General features: G+C 48.2%; 18 protein-coding genes, 1 tRNA gene and 1 pseudogene. 11 read left to right on the forward strand and 9 right to left on the reverse strand.

Going from position 1 to position 23,593, the window contains the following annotated elements:
• Positions 1 to 14 precede the first annotated feature (14 nt).
• The gene (locus J0A67_RS02850) at positions 15 to 1,667 is read left to right on the forward strand and encodes a L,D-transpeptidase family protein (protein WP_206567756.1); all 1,653 of its coding nucleotides are present in this window, start codon (positions 15 to 17) and stop codon (positions 1,665 to 1,667) included.
• Here the strand turns inward: J0A67_RS02850 and J0A67_RS02855 are convergent.
• The gene (locus J0A67_RS02855) at positions 1,647 to 2,336 is read right to left on the reverse strand and encodes a murein L,D-transpeptidase catalytic domain family protein (RefSeq protein WP_206567757.1); all 690 of its coding nucleotides are present in this window, start codon (positions 2,334 to 2,336) and stop codon (positions 1,647 to 1,649) included. The genes J0A67_RS02850 and J0A67_RS02855 overlap by 21 nt on opposite strands.
• 269 nt (positions 2,337 to 2,605) lie before the next feature.
• On the opposite strand from J0A67_RS02855, the gene J0A67_RS02860 reads away from it, so the two are divergent.
• From J0A67_RS02860 to J0A67_RS02870, 3 genes are all read left to right on the forward strand, one after another.
• A complete protein-coding gene (locus J0A67_RS02860) occupies positions 2,606 to 3,016 on the forward strand; it encodes a 6-pyruvoyl trahydropterin synthase family protein (protein WP_206567758.1) in 411 nt (136 codons plus the stop codon).
• Entirely contained in the window at positions 2,976 to 3,680 is a 705-nt protein-coding gene (gene folE / locus J0A67_RS02865; protein ID WP_206567759.1) for a GTP cyclohydrolase I FolE, read from the forward strand. The genes J0A67_RS02860 and folE overlap by 41 nt, the downstream gene beginning before the upstream one ends.
• 151 nt (positions 3,681 to 3,831) lie before the next feature.
• Entirely contained in the window at positions 3,832 to 4,833 is a 1,002-nt protein-coding gene (locus J0A67_RS02870; protein WP_206567760.1) for a phosphotriesterase family protein, read from the forward strand.
• Between the two features lie 53 nt (positions 4,834 to 4,886).
• On the opposite strand, the gene J0A67_RS02875 is transcribed toward J0A67_RS02870, so the two are convergent.
• Entirely contained in the window at positions 4,887 to 6,611 is a 1,725-nt protein-coding gene (locus tag J0A67_RS02875; RefSeq protein WP_206567761.1) for a M28 family peptidase, read from the reverse strand.
• Positions 6,612 to 6,659: 48 nt separating this feature from the next.
• Positions 6,660 to 7,265, reverse strand: coding sequence for a hypothetical protein (locus J0A67_RS02880; RefSeq protein WP_206567762.1), 606 nt, complete (start codon positions 7,263 to 7,265; stop codon positions 6,660 to 6,662).
• A gap of 300 nt (positions 7,266 to 7,565) precedes the next feature.
• Here J0A67_RS02880 and guaA point away from each other — a divergent pair, with 300 nt between their 5' ends.
• Positions 7,566 to 9,095: a glutamine-hydrolyzing GMP synthase gene (guaA, locus tag J0A67_RS02885; protein WP_206567763.1), complete on the forward strand. Its 1,530-nt coding sequence runs from the start codon at positions 7,566 to 7,568 to the stop codon at positions 9,093 to 9,095.
• A gap of 139 nt (positions 9,096 to 9,234) precedes the next feature.
• On the opposite strand, the gene J0A67_RS02890 is transcribed toward guaA, so the two are convergent.
• From J0A67_RS02890 to J0A67_RS02905, 4 genes are all read right to left on the reverse strand, one after another.
• Positions 9,235 to 10,095 carry a cation diffusion facilitator family transporter gene (locus J0A67_RS02890; RefSeq protein ID WP_206567764.1) on the reverse strand — a complete coding sequence of 287 codons (861 nt, stop codon included), beginning with the start codon at positions 10,093 to 10,095 and terminating at the stop codon, positions 9,235 to 9,237.
• 62 nt (positions 10,096 to 10,157) lie between these two features.
• Positions 10,158 to 11,465: an APC family permease gene (locus J0A67_RS02895; RefSeq protein ID WP_317195036.1), complete on the reverse strand. Its 1,308-nt coding sequence runs from the start codon at positions 11,463 to 11,465 to the stop codon at positions 10,158 to 10,160.
• Between the two features lie 161 nt (positions 11,466 to 11,626).
• A complete protein-coding gene (locus tag J0A67_RS02900; protein ID WP_206567765.1) occupies positions 11,627 to 14,188 on the reverse strand; it encodes a cation-translocating P-type ATPase in 2,562 nt (853 codons plus the stop codon).
• Between the two features lie 114 nt (positions 14,189 to 14,302).
• Complete coding sequence (locus tag J0A67_RS02905; protein WP_206567766.1) at positions 14,303 to 14,842, reverse strand: DUF4924 family protein; 540 nt, start codon at positions 14,840 to 14,842, stop codon at positions 14,303 to 14,305.
• A 236-nt stretch (positions 14,843 to 15,078) separates the two neighbouring features.
• Between J0A67_RS02905 and lepA the strand changes: the two genes are divergently transcribed.
• From lepA to J0A67_RS02940, 6 genes and pseudogenes are all read left to right on the forward strand, one after another.
• Positions 15,079 to 16,866, forward strand: a complete 1,788-nt coding sequence (gene lepA / locus J0A67_RS02910) for a translation elongation factor 4 (protein WP_241265046.1) — start codon at positions 15,079 to 15,081, stop codon at positions 16,864 to 16,866.
• Positions 16,867 to 16,910: 44 nt separating this feature from the next.
• Positions 16,911 to 17,273, forward strand: a pseudogene (locus J0A67_RS23020) (four helix bundle protein).
• Between the two features lie 69 nt (positions 17,274 to 17,342).
• Positions 17,343 to 18,227 (forward strand): bifunctional methylenetetrahydrofolate dehydrogenase/methenyltetrahydrofolate cyclohydrolase FolD, encoded by an 885-nt coding sequence (gene folD, locus J0A67_RS02925; RefSeq protein ID WP_206567770.1) that lies wholly within the window; start codon positions 17,343 to 17,345, stop codon positions 18,225 to 18,227.
• Positions 18,228 to 18,306: 79 nt separating this feature from the next.
• Positions 18,307 to 18,390 (forward strand) — tRNA-Leu (locus J0A67_RS02930).
• Positions 18,391 to 18,479: 89 nt separating this feature from the next.
• Positions 18,480 to 19,022, forward strand: coding sequence for a DsrE family protein (locus tag J0A67_RS02935; RefSeq protein ID WP_206567771.1), 543 nt, complete (start codon positions 18,480 to 18,482; stop codon positions 19,020 to 19,022).
• Positions 19,023 to 19,070: 48 nt separating this feature from the next.
• Positions 19,071 to 21,569 carry a hybrid sensor histidine kinase/response regulator gene (locus J0A67_RS02940; protein ID WP_206567772.1) on the forward strand — a complete coding sequence of 833 codons (2,499 nt, stop codon included), beginning with the start codon at positions 19,071 to 19,073 and terminating at the stop codon, positions 21,567 to 21,569.
• Between the two features lie 4 nt (positions 21,570 to 21,573).
• Here J0A67_RS02940 and J0A67_RS02945 read toward each other — a convergent pair whose 3' ends face one another.
• Together J0A67_RS02945 and J0A67_RS02950 are read right to left on the reverse strand one after the other, a co-directional pair.
• Positions 21,574 to 22,998 carry a sigma-54-dependent transcriptional regulator gene (locus J0A67_RS02945; protein WP_206567773.1) on the reverse strand — a complete coding sequence of 475 codons (1,425 nt, stop codon included), beginning with the start codon at positions 22,996 to 22,998 and terminating at the stop codon, positions 21,574 to 21,576.
• Between the two features lie 84 nt (positions 22,999 to 23,082).
• The gene (locus tag J0A67_RS02950) at positions 23,083 to 23,400 is read right to left on the reverse strand and encodes a hypothetical protein (protein ID WP_206567774.1); all 318 of its coding nucleotides are present in this window, start codon (positions 23,398 to 23,400) and stop codon (positions 23,083 to 23,085) included.
• Between the last annotated feature and the right edge of the window lie 193 nt (positions 23,401 to 23,593).

Below are 23,593 nucleotides of genomic sequence, written 5' to 3' on the forward strand. Positions count from 1 at the left end.
CCAAACAGCCTTTTATGAACAAGAAGATTGTCATTCCGATCGCAGCCGCCATTGTTTTAGTTGTCGGACTTTTCTGGATTCTGGGAAACTCAGATCCCGAAATATCTGCCGAGCTGGAGCAGAGTCTCCTAAGCGAGGATACGAACTTATTGGAGTCGGGACAGACTGACCAAATCCGATCCTTCTACGCGTCCAGGGAATTTGAGAGCATCTGGCTTGACGGAAACGGTCTCTCGGCAAAAGGGAAGCATCTCCTGGAGCAAATCGAGGATTCCAAGTACGACGGACTTCAGCCAAGCGACTACCATTTGGAAGAGATCATTGCACTCTCGTCCAATCCCAAAAAGGACAAAAAGAAGTTTCGCAACCTATCTGATGGAGAAAAGGTGAGGTTGGAGCTTCTTCTAACCGACGGTTTTTTCATGCTTGCCCACGATTTGGAAAAGGGGAAAGTCAATCCCTCGGCATTGGATTCCAGCTGGAGATTTGAGGAGAAAAAGACGGACTCTGATTATCTTAAGTTGCTGGAAGATATAGCGGATGGAGGATCTGTGGACAAAGCCTTTGCGAAGCTATATCCCACCTCGGACCTCTACGCCAAGGGGAGGGAGGCTATCAAAGAGCTCTATGAAATTCAACAAACCGACACGCTGGAATGGGACTTTGCGCGGGTGGATGGAGCCATCAAAGTGGGAGAAAAGCATCCTGCGATACCCATATTGCGGAAGCGTCTGGTATTTTGGGATTTTCTGAAGCCTTATGACGCTGATGAGCCGACGCATTTTGACTCGACCATGTTTGCAGGACTTCAAAAGTATCAGGCCTCAAACGGAATGAAGCCCGATGGGGTGATCGGGGCCTTGGTCGCCGAGTCGCTCAACAAATCCCCCCAGGATTTCATAGACATCGCCTCGGTGAATATGGAACGTCTGCGCTGGATGCCGGAGATAGACTGGGCGCAGGAAATGGTCTTGGTGAATGTAGCCAACTATCAGCTGGACTATCTTCAAGATTCTGACACGGCATTCACTGCTAAAGTCATTGTCGGCAAAGAATACAACGAGTCTCCATCCTTTGCTGCGCCGATGAGTTATATTGTATTTAGCCCTTACTGGAACGTCCCGCCATCCATCACCGCTGATGAGATCGTCCCAGCCGTGCAAAAAAATCCCGACTACCTCTCCGAGAAGAACATGGAAGTGGTCGACGAGAAGGGAGAGCTTGTGAAAGCTTCTAGGGTCAATTGGTCCAAATCGGAAGGCTACCGCATCCGTCAAAAACCTGGCGGGGACAATTCCTTGGGATTGGTGAAGTTTATGTTTCCCAACGAATACAACATCTACATTCACGACACGCCGGCTAGAAGTCTTTTTGAGAAAGAAACCAGGGCTTTGAGCCACGGCTGCATTCGGATCCAGCATCCGGACCAATTTGCTAGGGTTTTGTTGGACGATCCGGAGTGGAGCGAAGAAAAAATCCTGGAAGCGATGAGTAAAGGCGAGGAGCAGACCGTGAATTTGGACCGTAAAATCCCAGTAGTCTTGCTCTATATGACCTTTTGGGCAGGTAAAGACGGAAAAGCCAATTTCAGATCGGATGTCTATGGACGGGACGCCACGCTTCTGAAAGCTTTGCGGAGCAAAAAATCAAGCCTTGATCAGGCTTGATTTGGAAAGGTAGTTTTGGTCTTTTCCAAAGATGAAAAGCAAGGACCCATCTTTGATCAGGTTGATAGCTTTGGCAGAGAGCTCGCTTGGAAGCGCTGGGCAACCCAGACTTCGGCCTAATCTTCCCACCGATGCCGCAAATTCTTCCCGTGCGTAGTCGGCTCCATGGATGACTATTGCGCGGTTTCGGGCTTGGTCGTTAAAACCTTTTTCCAAGCCGTCAAGTCGCAGGGAATAGCCATGCTTGCCATTGTATGTCTCTGCGGTGGTATAAAATCCCAAACTGCTTTTGTACGATTCCGGTTGGTTGGAAAAGGACTTGGCCATCAGCTCGCCTGAATTTCTTCCGTGCGACACCACCGAATGGAGGAGGATTTCACCCTTTTCAGGATCGATTATCCACATGCGCTTGGTCGTCGAGGGTAGGCTAAAGTCTATTACCGTCAGGACTTTTGATTTAAGATTTTCCTTCATTTTACTCCAGCCCTGAATCGCAAGGGAAAAGACTTCCTTGGACGGTAGACTGGCGTTTTCGCCCTTCAATCCCTCATAGATAAGGGTCGCTGGATCGACGTCGGGACTTGTATTGGGCTTGTCTTCCGAGAAGTTCGGTTTGGGGAAAATGCTTATAAATAGCAAGAAGGTAATAACCAAGGACTGATAACTCATACGCTAATAGGGTGAATCTGCAAATTTAGGATCATATTCCAATGATTCAAACGAGCTAGTTGTCAAGTTCTTATAAATTGGCATTAAAAGATGTGAAAACCTGTGGGGAACCATCCGGCACTAGCTTTCGGTTTTCATGTCGGCAGGGTAGATTTTAATACACAACATTAATTCTGTAATTTTGCCGTTCTCTCTTCCGCAGAACCATAAAAGCGGACAAAAATTCAAAATCGAAAACAAAAGTCGAAAGACGGTTGTTTCACCCATTCATGAAAGTATCGGTATATCGGAAGGAACACTTCAACGCTGCGCATCGTCTTTACAATCCCGTTTGGTCTGATGAGAAGAACGAGGCCGTTTTTGGCAAGTGCAACAATCCCAGTTTCCACGGCCATAATTATGAATTGGTCGTAAAACTCAGGGGAGAGATCGATCCGGATACCGGATACGTGTTTGATATGAAGGTGCTCAGCGACTTGGTCAAAGAGCATGTTTTACGAAAGTTTGACCATAAAAATTTAAACCTGGATACCGATGAATTCAAGAATCTCAATCCCTCTGCCGAAAACATTGCAGTGGTTATTTGGAATATTTTGAGGGAAAAAATTGATCGGAAATTCGAATTAACAATTCGGCTCTATGAAACAGAAAGGAACTTTGTTGAATACGATGGGAATTGACCTGACACGTACTTCCTTCGATGAAATCGGTGAAGAACACGTGGGTTCCTCTCTCGAAACCCCCCTTCGGGAAGATGCTTTTGCAATGACTGACGAGCTGAAGATCGAACTGATCGAGAAGCATTTCAGGGAAATCATGAACATACTCGGGCTGGATCTTTCCGACGACAGCCTAAAAGGCACTCCCCATCGCGTCGCAAAGATGTATGTGAAAGAAGTGTTCAGCGGCTTGAATCCAAAAAACAAGCCCGCGGCCAAGCTTTTTGAGAATAAATTCAAGTACAACGAGATGCTGGTAGAGAAGGACATCACCTTCCATTCCCATTGCGAGCATCATTTCGTGCCGATCTATGGCAAAGCCCACGTGGCCTACATCTCCAATGGACATGTGATTGGGCTTTCCAAAATCAACCGCATCGTACAATATTACGCCAAGCGTCCGCAGGTACAGGAGAGGCTGACCATGCAGATCGGTAATGAGCTCAAATCTGCCTTGGGAACCGAGGATGTGGCGGTGATCATGGATGCCTATCATATGTGTGTGAGCTCCCGTGGGGTGCAGGATACCAACAGCACCACAGTGACATCCTTCTACTCAGGCAAATTTGAGCGGGAGGAGCAAAGCCGAAACGAATTTTTGAATTATATCAGTCTTGAAAAATAAGGCTGAAGCGATAAGAAGTAAAACCGGGCTAGAAAGCTCGGTTTTTTTTGCTCCAGCGCCATTAAAAATGGGGAAAGCGATGAAGTCAATTATGTGAATCAATTGATCCGGAATCCAATATTTCTTTAAACTGAAATAGGTAGATTTAGCCATGCGATCTAGATGTCTGTTCTCTCTTTTTTCCATCCTTCTGGTTGTCTCTTGCACCCAGACAAAATCCCACGACTCCTACTTCAACACCGTCACCGGCAGTTTTCCCATCGATTCCATGGGATTGACCCTGATCCATGAGCACATGCTGGTGGATTTTATAGGCGCGGATTCGGTCTCCAATGAGCGATGGAACCGGGATTCGGTGGTCGCCAAAGTTTTGCCTTACCTTTTGGAGGTGAAGCAATATGGAGTGAAAACCATCTTTGATTGCACGCCTTCCTACTTGGCGAAGGATCCGCTTTTACTCCGGGAACTCACCGAAAAGTCTGGAATCCGCATCGTGACCAACACAGGTTACTACGGTGCGGTTGGAGGAAAATACCTTCCTCCCCATGCTTTTTCCGAGACAGCTGAGGAATTGGCAGAAAGGTGGGTGGACGAGTTTGAGAATGGAATAGAAGGAACCGGGGTCAAACCGGGCTTTATAAAAATCTCGGTCAATGAAGCCGATACGCTCAGAGCGGTTGATGCCAAGCTGGTTCGTGCTGCGGCCCTCACGCATCAGCGAACTGGCCTTCAGATCGCCTCCCACACCGGGACTTGGGCGACCGCTAGACAGGAGGTCGAGATTCTGGAGAAGATGGGAGTGAAGCCCTCAGCTTTTGTTTGGGTGCATGCGCAGGCGGAAGCGGATTTTGAAAACTATCAAAAAGCTGCTGAAATGGGAGTTTGGATAAGTTTGGACGGGATAGGTTGGGGAGTGGAAGAATACATGGATCGCTTGGTCTATGGAAAGGAAAAAGGCATTCTCCCTCAACTACTAATTTCCCACGATGCAGGCTGGTACGATCCCTCCAAAGCTGGTGGAGGCGACTTTCAGCCCTTTACCAACATCTTTGAAAAACTGATCCCAGCCCTTAAAACCAAAGGTTTTTCCGATTCGGACTTTAAACTTTTGCTGGTCGAGAATCCCAGAAGGGCTTTTGAGTTGGTCCGATAGAAATGTTTTTTTTGCTCGCAAAGACGCGAAGGCGCAGGGAAAACTTTGCGGTTCTATTCGCTTACCTTTACCATTGTGGCCGAGTGAGCGCGGAGCAGAACTTTCGCCATCTCAATCTTTTTCTCCGTCTTTTCATCTCCCTCCGGCACCAGATCGCTGACCGTGTCAATCGCCTTGATATAGTAGTCTAACCAGATTTCCAAAATTTCTTGTTCTGCATCGGCATTTGCCCCGGCAGCTATGGCAGCTTTGCTAAGTTGGCTTTCGATAGTTAGTCGATCGGTCGCTTCTACTACCAGCATTTCCAGCATCTTTTCCGCAGTTTTATTGTCAGCATTGAGTAAGGTGTAAGCTGAGACCAAGGCTGCGGCACCTACATTGACCATCGTTTTTTGTGAAACCTTGTCCAGACGGTCATTGTCGGTGTGATAAAACTGGTCGGTAAAGTGCCAAAGCAAGAGTCCCGGAATGTTTGCCTGAAGGAAAGGCGTGTGGTCCGAACCTCCCTCAAAAGGGTTGGTCTTGACCACCCAATTGGCAAATTCTCCTTGGGCTTTGAAGTTGGTAAGGATAAAATCGTTGAAGTAATGCGGCTTCATCTGTTCTTTGGTCAGTGGTTCTCCGCCCCATTCGCTGTGTTTTTCCTCACCACGAGTCCAGACCGCGCTCGGGTCTGGCATTTTTTCAATCAAGAAAGTGCCTCCAGTGACATCCGTGTTTTCACCCACCATGTCCAAAGAAATACCCCATTTGATCTCGGGTTCCCGCTTTTCCTCTTCTTGGATATACCGTCTTGTCGAAATAATCTCGTCTCCCCAAAGGAAAGTCAGTGTGCGCTTCAGATCCAGTTTGCCTTTTTGCATTAAGTAAGCTGTGATCGACGCCATCTCCAGCTGGGTGCCTACGCCGGTTGCGTTGTCATTGGCGCCGGGCTCTTGGATATGCGCGGAAAAAACGAGGCTTTCCAGTGGTAGCTCGCTTCCTTTCACGTTGGCGACGACGGTGAGTTCCTCCGAATCATAAATCTTCGTTTGGACCTTTGCTAGTACTTCAACTTTGCCTTTTGCTAGAGCAGCTTTGAGTTTTTCTTTGGCTTCGAAAGAGAGCGCAATCGCCCAAGTTGGATGCTCTGGATCGTAACGCAGCCCGCGAAACTGGATAGAAGTGGTGTTTTTCTCCGGCTGCAAGTAGCTGGGCATGTCGTAGGACAATATTCCCAAAGCGCCTTTTTCCTTTACAGCGGCTTGGAGGTTTCGATAGGCGACCTTATCGGAAAAGACAATTTTACCAGACAGCTCTTTCGAATCAAGCTCTTCCTTGGATGCTATGTAGACCACTTCTCCGCGTACCCCCTCAGTTGGAGTCGAACTGGCATACTGATACGTCATGTTTCGATTGGTCTCGGAGGAAAGCAGCACTTCATCGCTTCCAAGAATCTTCAGAGATGCGGAGACAGGCTCCCAAGTCGGCCGATCCATCTTTCGGGTTTCAATTTGGTAGGTGAGGCGATCTGAGTCTTTCGCTTTTTCCTCCAAGACAAACCCGGCAGTTTCCAGCTTTTCGGCGATGCGATAGACGGTCTCGTTGAAGCCGGTGTTTCCTGCCACTCGCCAGTATTTTTCCACAAACCCCACGGTCTCATAGGCCAAGTCGCCTTTGAATTCTGGCCTTACAAGCTTGAAATAAGGCTGCGTCACTTCATCAATCGGGGATTTCTGGGCTTGAGAAAAGAAGCTTAGGCTAAGCGTAAGAAGGGTTAGGATAGCTTTGGTTTTCATGCAGAAAGTGTAGAAACAGTGGGTTTTCGTCGCTAGTTACGAGTTTGATCAGTTCTTTCCGAGCGCGAATCGTATTTTGTAGGTGGCGTGTAAATACCAAGGAATAGCGTTGTCGGCCCCAAATGCGGAGAGACTGACCGCATTTTTTCGGTTTGGATTTTTGGAATTCCATTCCGCTTCCATTTCCACAAAAAGGCCAACGCGCCGGTATTTATTGGTGACATAGGTAGGGTATTCCGGTAGCGTTCCGTCAAAATTGTAATTAAAAAGAAAAGTCTCTCCTCCGAGCTGCAGCGAAGGACCGGCTGAAAAAGCCAAGCTAAATCCCGATGGGCTTTGGACGACGTCGTATTTCAACGAAGGGGTTACAAATAGCCCAGAGGACTGCTCCAAGTTCTTTTGTCCCACTTCCAATTTTGAATCTCGGTAACTGCCTAAAGATTGGTAAAGGGAGATTCCGGTATTGAATGAAGTTCGCTTTCCAAGTCTCACGTTTAGTTCGTTGGTAAAATTTGTACCATAAAGGAAATTCATGGCGTCAATGGAGGACCCCAGTCCCACACTGTATTGGAGTTTGGGTCTTTCCTGGGCAAAGGAAACGAATGGAATACTGACTAGCAGGAAAATAGCCAGTGAGAGTTGAGTTGCTTTCATGATAAAAAGAGTTTAGTGTTGGAAAGCCTTAACATAAAAAGACTTTGTTCGGTCAAAAATTTGCTTTTTGTTCTTTAACAAAAAAATTGTTAAAAATAAGATTTACAGTGTCTTAATAGATGTGAAAAGCCAAGAGTCATCGAGGATTATTGATTTTTGATATGGGGTTTATTCATTTCGTATTCAAAACAATTTCCAGATTGTAAATCTTCCACCCTTTGGGTATGCTCTTCGCCAAACATTATTTTGAAATATTTCGGGAAGGTTTCCTCATTTTGGCTGACCTGCTTACCTTTGCGCATGGCAGAACAAATCCTCATCCTAGATTTCGGTTCCCAGTACACCCAACTCATCGCTAGAAGAGTCCGAGAACTGAACGTTTATTGCGAAATCCACCCCTATAACAAAGTTCCAGAGATCACCGCCGACATCAAAGGCGTGATCCTTTCCGGCTCCCCATGCTCGGTAAGGGACGTCGATGCACCCAATTTGGATCTTGACGCGCTACGTGGGAAGTTACCCCTTTTGGGAGTGTGCTACGGAGCACAGCTTTTGGCAAGCAAATACGGGGGAGAGGTGCTGCCATCCACCATCCGAGAATATGGTCGCGCTAATCTGGATCACATCGATCTTCATCACGACCTGCTCAAGGAAATGACCCATGGTTCACAGGTTTGGATGTCCCACGGAGATACGATCAAAGAGCTTCCGGCTGGATTTGAAGTCATTGCAAGTACTTCTTCCGTCCGTGTGGCGGCTTTTAAAATAGAAGGAGAAAAAACCTACGGTATCCAGTTTCACCCGGAGGTGACCCACTCCCTGGAAGGCAAGAATCTGCTCAGAAACTTCGTAGTAGGCATTTGCGGTTGCGCTCAGGATTGGACTTCCGATACCTTTATCGATTCCACGGTTGCAGCTCTGAAGGAAAAAATCGGTTCTGACAAAGTGGTTATGGGTCTTTCTGGTGGCGTTGACTCCTCAGTAGCTGCGACTTTGATCCACCGTGCGATCGGAGATCAGTTGACTTGCGTTTTCGTGGACAATGGACTGCTGCGCAAAAATGAATTCGAAGAAGTGCTTGATTCCTACAAGCACATGGGATTGAATGTGATTGGTGTAGATGCTAAGCAACGCTTTTATGATGCTTTAGCGGGCTTGACCGATCCGGAAGCGAAACGAAAGGCAATTGGTCGGGTTTTCATTGAAGTTTTTGATGACGAATCACATAAGATAGAGGGCGTAAAATGGCTCGGACAGGGCACCATTTACCCAGACGTAATCGAGTCTGTCTCTGTCAAAGGACCTTCTGCCACCATCAAATCCCACCACAACGTGGGTGGTTTGCCGGATTTCATGAAGCTTTCCGTGGTGGAACCGCTAAACACCCTCTTCAAAGACGAAGTGCGTGAAGTAGGCCGTGCCTTGGAAATCGTTGAGACTATCATTGGCAGACATCCTTTTCCGGGCCCAGGCTTGGCAATTCGGATTTTGGGAGATATCACCGAGGAGAAAGTGAAAACGCTGCAGGAGGTAGATCATATCTTCATTAAAGGATTGAAAGATCATGGACTCTACGATCAGGTTTGGCAGGCAGGGGCTATCCTACTTCCTATTCAGTCCGTCGGCGTGATGGGTGACGAGAGAACCTATGAACGTGTCGTGGCCCTGAGGGCGGTAGGCTCTGTGGACGGCATGACTGCCGACTGGATTCACCTTCCCTATGAATTCCTTGGCAAAATGTCCAACGAAATCATCAACCGGGTAAAAGGAGTCAACCGCGTCGTCTACGACATTTCCTCCAAGCCACCAGCAACGATCGAGTGGGAATAGAAGACTTAATGATTTGGGATTTTTGATTTACGAAGATCCGAGTTAGCCCTCCAAGAGAATCTAAATCCTTGGAGGGCTCTTTTTTTGGCAGAAAAGCTTTGAAAGAATTCTTGGGGAGTCTATCAAAGTATCTGAAAAATCATGCCGGTTCGATGTGGATCAGCACATGTCCCAATTCCTTCAATTCTTTTCGTAGTCGGTCTTTGAGATTATGGGATATGCTATGGCCTTCTTTTACGGTCAGATCGCCTTTGACCGTGGCGTGCAGATCCACATGGTACTTCATCCCGGCTTTGCGGATAAAGCACTTTTCTGTGCCTTCAATCCCTTTCACCTGCAAAGAAATCTCCCGGATTTTTAAGGTGAGTTCTTCGTAATTGTTTTCATCCATCACTTCCCCCAAAGCCGGTCGGAATATTCCATAACAATTGTAAAGTATAAAACCGCAAGCAACCAAGGCAGCGTAGTCATCGGCAACTTCAAAGCCTTCTCCTCCAAAAATCGCAACAGAAATACCCAGAAATGCTGCGATGGAGGTGATGGCGTCCGAACGGTGATGCCAGGCTTCAGCCTTCAGCGAAGAGCTCATGATCTTCTTGGCTCTATTCATCACCAACTGGTAGCTGATCTCCTTCCAAAGAATAATCGCTCCAAGGACTATGAGGGTCCATGACGAAGGAAGCGTGTGGGGAGTTCGGATGTTTTGGATCGCTTGCCACGCGATAGTGAATGCTGATATTATCAGGAATGCGACAACCAAAAAAGTAATCAAAGGCTCGGCTTTCCCATGTCCGTAGGGGTGATTTTCATCTGCCGGACGCGCGGAATATTTCAATCCCAGCAAGACCAAAAGAGAAGAAAACACATCCACAGTTGACTCGATTCCGTCGGCGATCAATGCATAGGAATTGCCAAAGATCCCCGCCAAAAATTTAATCCCTGCCAGGACTGCATTTCCCAGCATGCTGAAAAGGACCGTTCTGATGGCAAGCTTGCTCATGGAGATTAGTTTAAGATCCGAATTTCGACCTTTTGAACCGAAATCTTGATGTAAAGAAATGGCTAGGAGTTGTTTTGCTTTCTGCCCAACCAGAAAAGGCCTGCTCCCACTGCAATGAATATTGCGGTCATCCAGATGGACTGCGAACTAACCTGTAGCATTAGCCAGAGGCAGGCGAGGGTACCCAAGACCGGTATGGCATAGCCTCCCTTGAGTATAAATCTTCCTTTCTCCCTGAATTGAGGCCGCAGCTTCGGTATCGCGGCGCAGCTCATAATGTAGAGAAAAAGCCGGGACAATACCGTCATTGCCGCTAACACGGTAAAGGTTCCAAAGGAGGAAAGCAGGAAGGCAGAAATGCCGAAGAAGACCACGGAGTTGGCGGGGGTGAGAAAGCGGGAGTGTACCTTTCCAAACCACCCAGGGAGTGAACCATCCAAAGCCAGTGCATAGGTCACCCGGGTAGCCGAAAACATTGATCCAATCAGGTTCGCAATCACAGATGCGACTACCCCAATCATCAATACCACTGCACCAAGTTCTCCGAAAAGCGATGCGGAAACATCCAGCAATGGGGTTTTAGTGTCCGCCAGATTTGGAATGGCAGCCTGGGAGACGAGCTGTATCAGCATGTAGAGAACGGTGACGACAGCCAATCCAAACAACAAGCCAAGGGGCATGTCACGTTCGGGAGTTTTGGCTTCACCGGCAGGCACGACGGCACCCTCGAAGCCTACAAAAGCATAAATCAATAGCAAGGCCGCACTTCCCAAATCGGATGTGCTCGGGATTGGCGAATCAAAGGAAGGGGTCACATCCCCGCCCAAGACAACAAATCCGCAAATAGGCAGGAGAATCAGCACGGCAAATTTGATGATTGTGACCAGTGTCATGGATCGTATAGACTCCAGGGAACCCAATACGTTGACCAGGCTCAGTCCAATGCATACGAGTGCGAGCGTAGCCAGTCTGCCGGTACCGATTCCAGCGGGAGTAAAGAAGTAGGCGATGCTGTCAGTAAGCAAAACCGTGTTGGCGGAAAATGAAATCAACCGAGCAAGGTAGTAGAGCCAGCCACCCTGAAATCCAATAAAGGTTCCAAATGCTAAGGTTCCGTAGCGAATGGGGCCGCCTGTGCCTCGGAAGTAGCTGCCCAATTCCGCAAAGCAAAGGATCACGGGGAGCATCAGAAGCGCACAAAAACCGTAGATAAAGATGCTGTATTCGCCGGCAAGGGCGTAAGCGCCGCTTGGAAGACCAAAAATCCCAGCGCCGATCAGCCCATTCACCACCAGCATCCAGATTCCCCAAAATCCCAGATTCCTGGGCAGTTTTTCAACTTTTTCTTCGACGTTTTTTTCTTGGATCACGCGGGCGGGTTTCTTGGAGTGACTGTTTTTGGGAATATAGATAGAAAGTTCAAAGAACAAAATCCGGTTTGTGGGACTGGTAGCGTGACTCGAACAAAAAAATGGTTTCCCCTACTTAGATTCTGGCCGAGGCATGCCGTGAGAAAAAATAAGGGAAGGCTTTATTTTTTGATTTTCCCCCTGATCCATTTTTCCAATTCCACTGCATGAAAGACGATCAGGGCCATTCCTCCACAAAAGACCAATTCAATTAGGTCCAGAGGCTGGGTGCGGAATATTTCATTGAACCAAGGAACGTAAATCACCGCAAACTGGAGAGCCAGGGTAAATGCTACTGAAAGGAGCAGCGGCTTGTTGCTCAGCAGACCCTGCTTGTAGAGAAAGGTTCGATCACTGCGCACCGCCATCACGTGGGCGAGCTGGGAGAACGAGAGCACCGAAAAGACCATCGTCTGCCAATGCCAGTCTTGGCGGATCGCCCAAAATTGGGTGAATAAGGTAACAGTAGCCATCAGTATCCCAACCCATACAATATGATAGCCCACGCCTTCGGCAAAGAGGTTTTGCTTCGGCGGTCGTGGCGGGCGTTTCATCAGGTCTTTTTCGGGTTTTTCGCTTGCCAATGCCAGTGCGGGAAGTCCGTCAGTAACCAAGTTGATCCAGAGGATATGGATGGGTAGGAGCGGATTGGGCAAACCCAAAAACGGGGCTAGTCCAATGACCCAGATCTCCGCTCCGTTGCAGGTCATGATATACTTGATGAATTTGCGGATGTTGTCATATATCCTGCGGCCCTCTTTCACCGCCTTCACAATGGTAGAAAAGTTGTCGTCCAGGAGGATGAGGTGGGCTGCCTCCTTGCTCACATCCGTTCCAGCTATGCCCATTGCGACTCCAATCGTGGCGGCTTTGAGAGAGGGGGCGTCATTTACCCCATCTCCAGTCATGGCCGCAAAGTGCCCTTTTGCCTGCAAAGCCTGTACAATTCTCAGTTTTTGCTCAGGGGCCACCCGGGCATAGACGGTGACTTTTTCTACTTTGTTCGCAAACTCCCCGTCGTCCAGCTTGGCAAGTTCAGTTCCGATCAGTACCAAGTCGCCTTCATGCCATATTCCCACTTCTTCCGCAATCGCTTTGGCAGTCGCGGGATGGTCTCCAGTGATCATCACGGGCTTGATTCCGGCTGTTTTGCATTCCTCAATGGATTTCTTCACCGCTTCCCTGGGAGGGTCGATGAGTCCCGTTTTTCCAAAATATTCCAGCTCTGTCTCGAGCTTTTCCCACTCGATCTCAGTCGGAAGCTCAGGGATCACTTTTCCGGCGAAAGCCAGCACGCGTTCGCCTTCCTGAGCCCATTTTTCGGAAGAGGTCTTTAGCTCCTCGGCGGAATCCTGATTTTTCAGAATAGCGGCAATGGCCTCGGAGGCGCCTTTACTGAGAACCAGTACTTGCTCTCCAAACTGATGCAGCGTGCTCATTCTCTTTCGATCGGAGTCAAAGGGGACTTCGCCTACACGAGGAAATTCCTGGGCGATTTTCTGATATTGATCCATAGACGTTTCACGCAACAGGTACTCCACCAGCGCCAGTTCGGTGGCTTCACCCTCCGGCATTCCGCCCTTGTCGAGAAGCACGTCGTGGCATAGCGCCATTCCAAGTTGGAGATTGGATATGTCGGGCGAGAGAGGCTTTTCACTTTTTTCATCCACTTCGACGACCGTCATTTTGTTTTGGGTCAGGGTACCTGTCTTGTCCGTGCAGATGTAGGTGACAGAGCCAAGGCTTTCTACCGCGGGAAGCTTGCGGATCAGTGCATTTTTCTTTGCCAATCTCCCTGCGCCCAGGGATAAAGCAATGGTGATCAGCGCGGGCAAGGCTTCAGGGATTGCTGCGACGGCTAGACTTACAGACAACAGCAGGACCTGGTAGATATTTTCTCCCCTGGCCCAGCCAGCCAAAAAGAGCAGCGCACAGATCCCCAAAATAAGGTACGAGATCACCTTCCCAAAACGCGCCATCCGTTGCTGCAATGGAGTCACAGGGGTTTCTTCTTGCAGCAGGCCGGCGATCTTTCCAATCTCCGTCTTCATGCCTGTGCCGACGACCAGGCCTGTTCCGCGGCCGTTGGTAATGAGAGTTCCCTTAAATGCCATGTTGACCTGGTCTCCCGCCGCCACATTTTCGGCGGAGATCGGGTTGGAAGATTTGTCAATGGGCACCGACTCACCCGTAAGTGAGGATTCGTCAATTTTCAGTGAAAAGGTTTCAAAGAGTCGGATGTCTGCGGGCACCATATTACCGGCTTCGAGTAAGACCACGTCACCTGGAACCAGCGATTTGGACGGAAGGGATTGGGAATGGCCGTTTCGTATGGCTTTGGTTTGGATTTCGGTGAGTTTTTTGAGCGATTCCATCGCCTTTTCCGCCCTAAACTCCTGCACAAAGCCCAGTACCGCATTGAGAAAGATGATAACGAGGATGATGATCGTGTCAGTGAGGTCACCCACCACACCCGAAATCACCGCCGCTGCGGCGAGAATCAGGATCATGAAATCCTTAAACTGATTCAGAAAAAGTAGCCAAACCGGCTTTTTCTTCTTTTCCTCCAACGAATTTGGACCAAGCTCCTTCAGTCGGTTTTCGGCCTCAGCGTCGCTCAGCCCGTCTTTTTTTGAGTTGAATTCCTTAAACAGTTGGTTAATCGGCAGTTGGTAAAAAGTCATCCTGGCTGGTCATTGTAAGCCTTAAAATACAAAGGACTAGCGAGATGTGGGAAGCAATTTCCATTAGCGTCTGGATTTTTTGCCGACAAGCTCAGGAATCGAGTCAGCAAGCGCTCAATTGGGAGACATGAAGATCCGTTGCTGGTAGTTGAAGTTTAGCAGGCTGAGCACTTCGCCAAAAGCCTCGGCGGCCTTGAGGCGTCTATCTTCCACTTTTCCACCCAAAAGCCTGTTTAGCAAAAGCCCGTACACGCCATTCAGGCAAATCTGTATCTCATTCCCAGGGTCTACCCCATTGGCTTCCATGATGGCATCAAGGATAAAAGGCTTTGCTTTATTATAGGTGTCAAAGTAGGCCCGGTCAATCTTGAGTAGCTTCCAGTGTAGGTTCGCCAGGTTTTCCACCAGATCATTGAGCTCCTTCAGGTGTCCTTTTTCCAATATCTCCTGGTTTTTCATCTTTTCCAGGATGGACTCTAGCCAAGCAGTGATCTCTGATTTTTCATCGTCGGAAACCGGATAGTGCGACACCACGTATTGACGAATTTCGTCCATGTTTCCACGATAAGAGCGAATCAGGTCTTCCATTTGGTACATGTAAATCAGGTACTCGCCTATATTTTGGGACTTTTTGCGATCAGCGACGGATTTCATTTCTGTGGGATTTGGCTGCGCAAAGTTAAGGCGATGATGGACTCAGGGAAACGAATTTTCGGCCTTTGTTGTGGATTGACTTTGAAATCACTACTCACCTGCGATTGAAATGCCTGGGAATACGCAGATTGGGATCTGCAGATCGCGCCTTCTTGCGAGCACGAAATACCCTCGGTCACGCCAAAATAGCTTCTGATGATCCTGTATTTTTTACTACTTTTGCGCCACGAATGCTTATGAAGAACATCAGAAATTTCTGTATCATCGCCCATATCGACCATGGGAAGAGTACATTGGCGGATAGGTTGTTGCAGACTACCAACACGGTCTCAGACCGTGAAATGCAAAATCAGTTGTTGGACGACATGGATTTGGAGCGTGAGAGGGGCATCACGATCAAGTCGCACGCGATCCAGATGAAATACGACTACAAGGGCGAAGAGTATATTCTCAACCTGATAGACACCCCGGGACACGTCGATTTTTCCTATGAGGTTTCCCGCTCGATTGCGGCCTGCGAAGGCGCGCTTTTGATCGTCGATGCTTCACAAGGCGTGGAAGCCCAGACTATTTCCAACCTGTATTTGGCGCTGAACCATGACTTGGAGATCATTCCGGTTTTGAACAAGATTGACCTTCCTGGGGCGGATCCCGAGGTGGTGGCTGATGAGGTGATCGACCTGCTGGGCTGCGACCGCGAGGACATCGTCTTGGCTTCAGGCAAGGAAGGAATTGGAATAGAGGATATTTTGGCGAAGGTGATCGAAAACATCCCCCCGCCAAAAGGCGATCCCGCCGCCCCGCTGCAGGCGATGATTTTCGACTCTCAATTCAACTCCTTCCGTGGTGTGGAGGTAATCTTCCGAATTTTCAACGGCACGATCAATAAAGGCGACAAAATCAAATTCGTCAACACAGGAAAGGAATATTACGCAGACGAAATCGGCATCTTGGGGATCAATCAGATTCCGCAACAGACCATGAGTGCCGGCAACGTAGGCTATCTGATCTCTGGGATCAAAGTGGCCAAAGAAGTGGCAGTGGGTGATACGATTACGCACGTGAAGAACCCCTGCGCTGAGGCTATCAAAGGTTTTGAAAACGTCAAGCCAATGGTGTTCGCGGGAATTTATCCGGTGGATACCACTGAATTTGAAGAGTTGCGCGCTTCGATGGAGAAACTCCAACTGAATGATGCCTCGCTCGTGTGGGAACCGGAAACTTCCGCCGCATTGGGTTTTGGTTTCCGTTGCGGGTTCCTAGGCATGCTGCATATGGAGATCGTACAGGAGCGTTTAGAGCGAGAGTTCGACATGACGGTGATCACTACCGTTCCATCAGTTCAGTTTCGGGCACTGATGACCAACGACGAGTATCAGGTCATCAACGCTCCCTCCGACATGCCGGATCCTACGCGGTTTAAGCATATTGAAGAGCCTTTTGTCAAAGCCTCGATTATCACCGCATCCGAATACGTTGGTCCTGTCATACAGCTGTGCATGGACAAGCGCGGACAGATCAAAAACCAAGTTTACCTGACTTCCGAGCGGGTGGAGTTGCAGTTTGACATGCCTTTGGCTGAGATTGTCTTTGACTTTTTCGACAGGCTGAAGACCATCTCCCGAGGATACGCATCGCTGGATTACGAATTGAAAGGCTTCCAGCAGTCCCACATGGTGCGACTTGACATCATGTTGAATGGCGAGGCGGTAGATGCCTTATCTGCCATCGTTCACCGGGACAAAGCCTATGAATGGGGCAAGAGACTCTGCGAAAAGCTGAAGGAACTCGTGCCACGCCAGATGTTTGAGATAGCCATACAAGCGGCTATTGGCCAAAAGATCATTGCAAGGGAAACTGTCAAAGCGCTTCGCAAAAACGTTTTGGCCAAGTGTTATGGTGGCGATATTTCCCGAAAGAGAAAACTTCTCGAGAAGCAGAAAAAAGGCAAAAAGCGAATGAGACAGGTCGGCAACGTCGAAATTCCTCAGGAAGCGTTTATGGCGGTGCTAAAATTAGATTAGAAGTACGAAGAACGAAATACGGTATTACTCGGATAGTTGAGCGTATGAGCCAATCACTGAAAGACAGAACAAAGAAGTTTGCTATCGATGTTTGGCTCTTGTGCTCAAAGATTCCCAACAGTAGGGAGTATAACAACTATGTCAACCAACTGCTGCGCTGTTCAAGCTCAATTGGAGCAAACTAAAGAGCAGCGCTCAGGGGGAAGTCCAACGCCGTTTTTATAAACAAATTGAAGATTGCGGAGGAAGAAGCTGACGAGAGCGAATATTTTCTGGAAATATTGCAAAGAGTGAATAGGGATCAGACCCTTGTAGAGGAATTTAAAACGTTGTTGATCGAGGTCAATGAATTGATTGCAATCTTGGTCGCAAGTCTCAAAACTGCAAGGACGAATTTTCCAAAATGAGGTTTCATCATTCCCCGTATCTCTAGTTTCGTAGCTCGCATTTATTGAAAAACATCCAATATTGAAGATATGCCAATCCTAATAGACGGAAAGAAAACATCTGCCGAAATCAAAAATGAGATAGCTGCCCGCGTATCAGAAATCAAAGCTGAAGGCGGTAAAGTTCCCCATTTGGCAGCGGTGCTTGTGGGAAGTGACGGAGCCAGTCAAACCTACGTGGGCGCAAAGGTAAAGGCTTGTGAGGAAGTGGGGTTTAAGTCCACACTTGTTCGTTTGGACGCTTCGATTTCTGAGGAGGAACTCCTCAAAGTGGTGGAAGACATAAACAACGATTCCGACATCGACGGCTTGATCGTGCAGCTCCCTCTTCCCAAGCACATCTCCGTGGACAAGGTCACCAACAAAATCAAACCGGAAAAAGACGTGGACGGCTTCACTCCCGCCAATGTGGGACGAATGACGCTCAACTGGTCCGCCTATGTTGCCGCAACACCCTACGGCATCATTGAGCTTCTGAAAAGATATCAAATCGAAACTGCAGGAAAGCACTGCGTCGTGATCGGCCGAAGCCATATTGTGGGAAGTCCGATGAGTATCTTGATGGGCAGAAATGGCTATCCCGGCAATGCTACGGTAACTTTGACCCACAGTAAAACCCAAAACCTTCCGGAGATTTGCAGGACTGCCGATATTCTAATCGTGGCGATTGGGAAGCCGGAGTTTGTGACAGCAGACATGGTGAAGCCTGGTGCTGTCGTGATTGACGTCGGAATTCACCGAATCGAAGATGCGAGCAAGAAGTCAGGATTTAGGCTGATCGGTGATGTGAAGTTTGACGAGGTCGCCGAAAAGGCCTCAGCCATCACTCCGGTACCCGGTGGGGTAGGGCCAATGACCATCGCCGCGCTGCTGTACAACACGCTGCAGTCTGCGGAAAAGAAGGTTTTTGGATAAAACTGAAAAAAAGTCTAGAAATCCTTGATTAGCGTTTGCATCGATTGAATTGGATTTCTACTTTTGCAGACCCTAAAACGCGCATGTGGTGAAACTGGTAGACACGCCACTTTGAGGGGGTGGTGCCCGTTCGGGTGTGGAAGTTCGAATCTTCTCATGCGCACAGAGCCTGGTCGTATTTCGATCAGGCTTTTTTGATTAAATGCCCTCTGCAAGCTTTATTTTTAATTACTTTTCAAAAAATTCTCATCCATGAAAAAGGCTTTGAAAATGACCCTTATTGGGGTTTTGATGATTTTCACTTTTAGCACTTACTCCCAAACCGCCCAATTTCCAATTGTCAGGGACTTTGGGGGGATTTATGAAATTCCTGAGGCGACCGAGCGTCCCGATTCCACGTTGGAATATAGGATTCTGGTGGATCTTTCTACTGGAGCGGAAGACAACAAGCAAGTGTCCAGATGGGTTGATAACATAGCCCGGATGATAAACCTACACGGTCTGGCGGGAGTGCCGAAGGAAAATATCAAGGTCAAAGTGGTTGTACACGGCGGTGCGATTTTCACACTGCTTAATGACAAAAACTATCAGGGGAGGTTTGAAGTAGACAATCCCAATACCAAGGTGTTTGAGGCATTGAAGACTGTAGGGGCGGATATCATGGTTTGCGGGCAATCACTCCGGGCCAGAAATCTGACCCAAACCGACCTTTGGCCCGGTGTGCGGGTGGCGCACTCTGCGTTGACGACGATTACTACCTATGTGCCCCAAGGCTACATTTTGTTGAAGTTTTGAGTCTTTTGGAATAGTTGTTGGGCTGGAAGAAGCTCACATTTAAAGTACATGAAGCCCTTTACCTCAATCACTTCCACAGGCAGAAAAGTTGCCGCGGGTTTTTTTGTCGCGGTGTGCGTTCTCATCAGTGTAGCTGGGCTCACCTATTTTACCCTAAACCAACTGGAGGAATCTGTCAGGCAGCTAGCCCAGCCCAACCATAAACTGGATTTGCTGAACAACCTACAGACCGAGATTTTTCGAATCACTCGCGTAGGAGGGGACAGTCTAAAGGCTGATGTCAGGGTCAATGACTCGACGATTTCCCTCCTCCAGGAAAAGCTGGACGAACTGGACCAGCTGGCCGCGGACACGCTCGAAAAGCAGAGTGTCCAGACGATTCGTGATAACCTCGCTGTTCTCATCAATGGCTATGTGGATCTCTATGAAGTCAAAAGAAACCTTGCGACGAGGAATTTCTCCCAGGAAGCGCTGAACAGGGTGGAACTTGGGATAAGGCGGAGAGCCCAAAGTATGGAATATAGGCCGCTCCAGGAGCTTAATCCCAAAAACTACATTTACAACGAACTGCAGCAGCAAACTACCAGTCGCCAGGATCTCAGGTCGGGGATGATCACCCGGGACGAGGAGCAGCTGATCACCAACATAAGAAGGCTGCAGGAACAAAACGCGCCGCTATCGTCGGCAACAGATGCGCCCGATCCAGACAGCGTTTTGTATTCGCTGAGAGGAGTGATCAGTAGAATCTATAGAGAAGAAACTTCCCAACGCCAAAAATTGGCAAATTTGGAAGCGGATCTTTCCAGGAAACAAAATGACATCGGAAATACGATACAGACGCTGATTGGAGACCTGCAGTCCAAGGCGATTCTAGCCTCGAATGAGCAAAGCAGTCAAGCTTCAGGACTCGTATTTGAAGTGACTTTTTTCTTGGTGATCGTCGTCGCGATCGCGGTCTTGGGGACGTTGTTTTTGGTGTTTACAGTACTCAAGGAGATCAAACTCAATTGGACCTATCAAGAAGACCTGCTCGAATCGCGAAGAAAATCTGACCGGCTTGCCAGATCCAAGCAAGAGTTTTTGGCTAACATGAGCCATGAAATCCGCAATCCCCTGCACGTCATCCAAGGCTATCGAGCTATACTCGAGAAATCGGACATGGAATCTGAACACAAGTCACATTTGAAAATGATTGGGTTTGCATCCGACACCCTCATGGAAATCGTGGACGATATTCTTGACTTTTCCAAACTAGAGGCGGGCAAGCTCAAGCTGGAGAAGCATCCCTTCGATCCCATTGAACTATTTGGCTCGATCCAAAGCTTTTTTGAGCTTACTGCCAAAGAAAAGAAGCTTCGGTTTCACTGGAGGCTGAATCTTCCCGAGGAAAACTGGTTGGTCGGCGATGACCTCCGACTCAAGCAGGTTATGAATAACCTGTTGAGCAATGCGTTCAAATTTACCCAAGAAGGCGCCGTCGATGTGGATGTCGCCTGGATCAATAACCACCTTGAAATCAAAATCCGGGATACGGGTATAGGAATGAATGCTGACGAGTTGAAACGAGTCTTCCATGAGTTTGATCAGGCTGACACCTCCATCTCCAGGAAATTTGGAGGGACGGGACTGGGACTGTCCATCGTCCAACGCCTAACCACCTTGATGAACGGGGAACTTCGTGCAGAAAGCAGTCCTGGTAAAGGCACAACCATGCGACTGAGCATACCTATGGACCTGACTCCCGCTTTGGAAACGGTCAAGGCACCAGAAGGGGAAGAATTTATTGACCTCAATGGATTGAATATTCTCCTGGTGGATGACGATCGGATAGGCCTGCGCTACTTGGAAACCGTACTGCTTTATTTCGGTGCAAACGTGGTTTCGTTTCCAGGGGGGCAGTCATTCCGGGACGAGTTTCAACCGATTCCATTGGACTTGGCGATGATCGACATACAGATGCCCGAATTTTCGGGGTTTGACGTGGCCAAAGCTCTCAAGAACTATGAGGAGTACGAAAGTTTGCCACTTCTTGCCATGACTGCAAATGTGTTTGTCGAGGAAAAGGAAAGACTTTTTGCAGAGGGCTTTGACAATCTGATTCTAAAGCCTTTCCAAGAAAACAAGCTGATTTCCGTTTTGGCTACTTTTTTTCCTTCTCGATTGGAGCTTGCCGCTGATCGGGAGGCTGAGTTGGAGCAGGATACCGATGAACTCTATAGCCTCTCGGATTTGGAGAAGTTTTGCATGGGAGACCAAGAGCTTCTCACCGATATCGTCAGGGATTTGATCCGTGACACAGAAACTGACTTGCAGAAGATCACGAGAGCAAGGCTTAACAACCGCTGGTCGGAAATCCTCGAAATCTGCCATCAACTGGGAAGCCGCCTTGGACAAATCAAGAGCAAGGCGGGACCGATGGCAAGAAAGGTTGAAAACAGCCTAAAAATCAACAACTACCATGGCGTGCAGGAAGCGCTTACATCACTTGATAGAGAGACGCATAAGATCTTGACAGCGTTAAAGGAAAAGATAGCAGAAGTGGCCTAATCCCTTATTCCAAACCGTATTTTTCAAGCTTGCTATACAAGGTCTTCCTGTCCATGTTCAGGATACGCGCTGTTTTGGATTTATTGAACCTGGTGTCCTGTAGCACTTTTTGGATTAGTTCTTTTTCCTGTTCTTTCCACTGCGACTTGTAGTCTTGTCCTGGTGCGGAGGCTGCGGAGGGAGTGCTCGTGATCGCTTGGAAGGTCGGGGCCGCTGTGGGAAGCGGTCTTTCTGAGAGAAATGCCGTGTCATATAGTTCCAGCGGTAGTGCCTCTTTTTCGATCTTGTCGCCGGAAGATAGCAGTACGGCCCGTTTGATAATGTTTCGCAGCTCCCGTAGATTGCCCGGCCAGTCATAGTTGTAGAATATGTCCCATACTTCGGGACTTAGCCCTTTGATGGACTTATTCAGCCGCTCGTTGCTTTCGCTCAAAAATCCATTGACAAAAAACTCGAGATCGGCTTTTCGCTGACGGAGAGGTATTGCGTACAAGGTGAATTCGTTGAGCCTATGGTAAAGGTCTTCTCTGAATACCGCATCTCCAGACTGGGAGGTAAGGTTTTCATTGGTCGCGGCGATGATGCGGACATCAATGTCGATTTCTTTGTTTCCTCCGATTTTTCTGATTTTTCTTTCCTGAATCGCTCTGAGGAGCTGGATTTGCACGTCGTAGCTGAGGTTGCCTATTTCGTCCAGAAAGATGGTTCCACCGTTGGCGGACTCGAAGTGCCCCGTTTTATTGTCCAACGCGCCGGTAAAGGCTCCCTTCACATGGCCGAAAAGCTCGCTACCAGCTAGATCTTTAGGAAGAGCTCCGCAGTCAATCGCTACAAAAGGTCCGTTTTTTCTTTGGGAGAATTCATGGATTCTTTTGGAAATCAACTCTTTGCCTGTTCCGGTCTCGCCAAGGACTAGCACGCTCAGATCAGTTGGGGCTACGAGATGGATGTGTTTTTCCAGCTTTTCTGCTTCTTGGGATTCCCCCGTAACGTAGGTTGAGGCGGCACTTGGTTTCTGAACTTTCGAAGTGACTGCTTCTTTGGGAGATTCCACCGTTTTTTCCACGGCTTTTTGGGAAAGGGATTCCTTGACGGTAGCCAAGAGTTCGTCAGGATTGATGGGCTTGGTAATGTATTCGAAAGCCCCCAGCTTCATCGCTTTAATAGCGATGCGGATATCTGAATAGTGGGTGATGAGAATAACCTGTAACCTTGGAAAATGAGCTTTGGCCCATTGTAAAAGCTCCATTCCCGTCCCGTCAGGCAGGCGAAAATCAGCGATGATAAGATCAAACTTTCCGGTATTTAGGATATTTTGGGCTTCTTTGACTTTAGTTGTCGTCATCACGTCAAACGAATTCTTTTCCAGGAAAGTCTTTACAATCCTGGAATACGTCAAGTCATCTTCAACCAATAGTATCTGAGGCATTCTTTTTTTGTTTAATATACAAAATGAACAAAAAAAGCACCAGACTAATGTCAGGTGCTTTTAAAATAAAGGGGATCTAGCAACTTACTCTGTAATTTCCTTACCCTGTGGGTCGTACGTTTTCCATAATTTATCGGCCGTGCCGTTGTCGAAGCCCACTTTGTAGGTGACTTTGCCACTAACGCTTTTGATTTGCCACGCTTCAGCTACGGGATATTCTTTCAATGTTTCGTCTGAAGCGATCGTCTGTTTGACTGGTGTGGGCAGGTCGTCCGGTTTGATCTGGATCTGTTCTTCCTGCATCGAGACTTCCGTCAATGCGCGCGATACATCGGCAGTCGCGCGGACAGCCAATGAAAGCCCGGCCATCATCATTGCGGACATTAAAACGGTCTTTTTCATGGTCTTGGTTTTTGGTTTTGTTAATCGTTAGAACCCGAATTTTTATTTGAAAAATCGAGTTTCTGTTGGGAAACACGCTGCGAAGGATATGCCAAGCCGGATTTTGGCCTTTTGAAGGCATTTTTGCAAAAAGCAGAATTGGATTATTGGGTAGACTTTCCCCGACTTGTAGGCGGAAACGGGTCAAAAAGGC

Source organism: Algoriphagus aestuariicola, from assembly GCF_017254835.1.
Taxonomy (GTDB): Bacteria; Bacteroidota; Bacteroidia; order Cytophagales; family Cyclobacteriaceae; genus Algoriphagus; species Algoriphagus aestuariicola.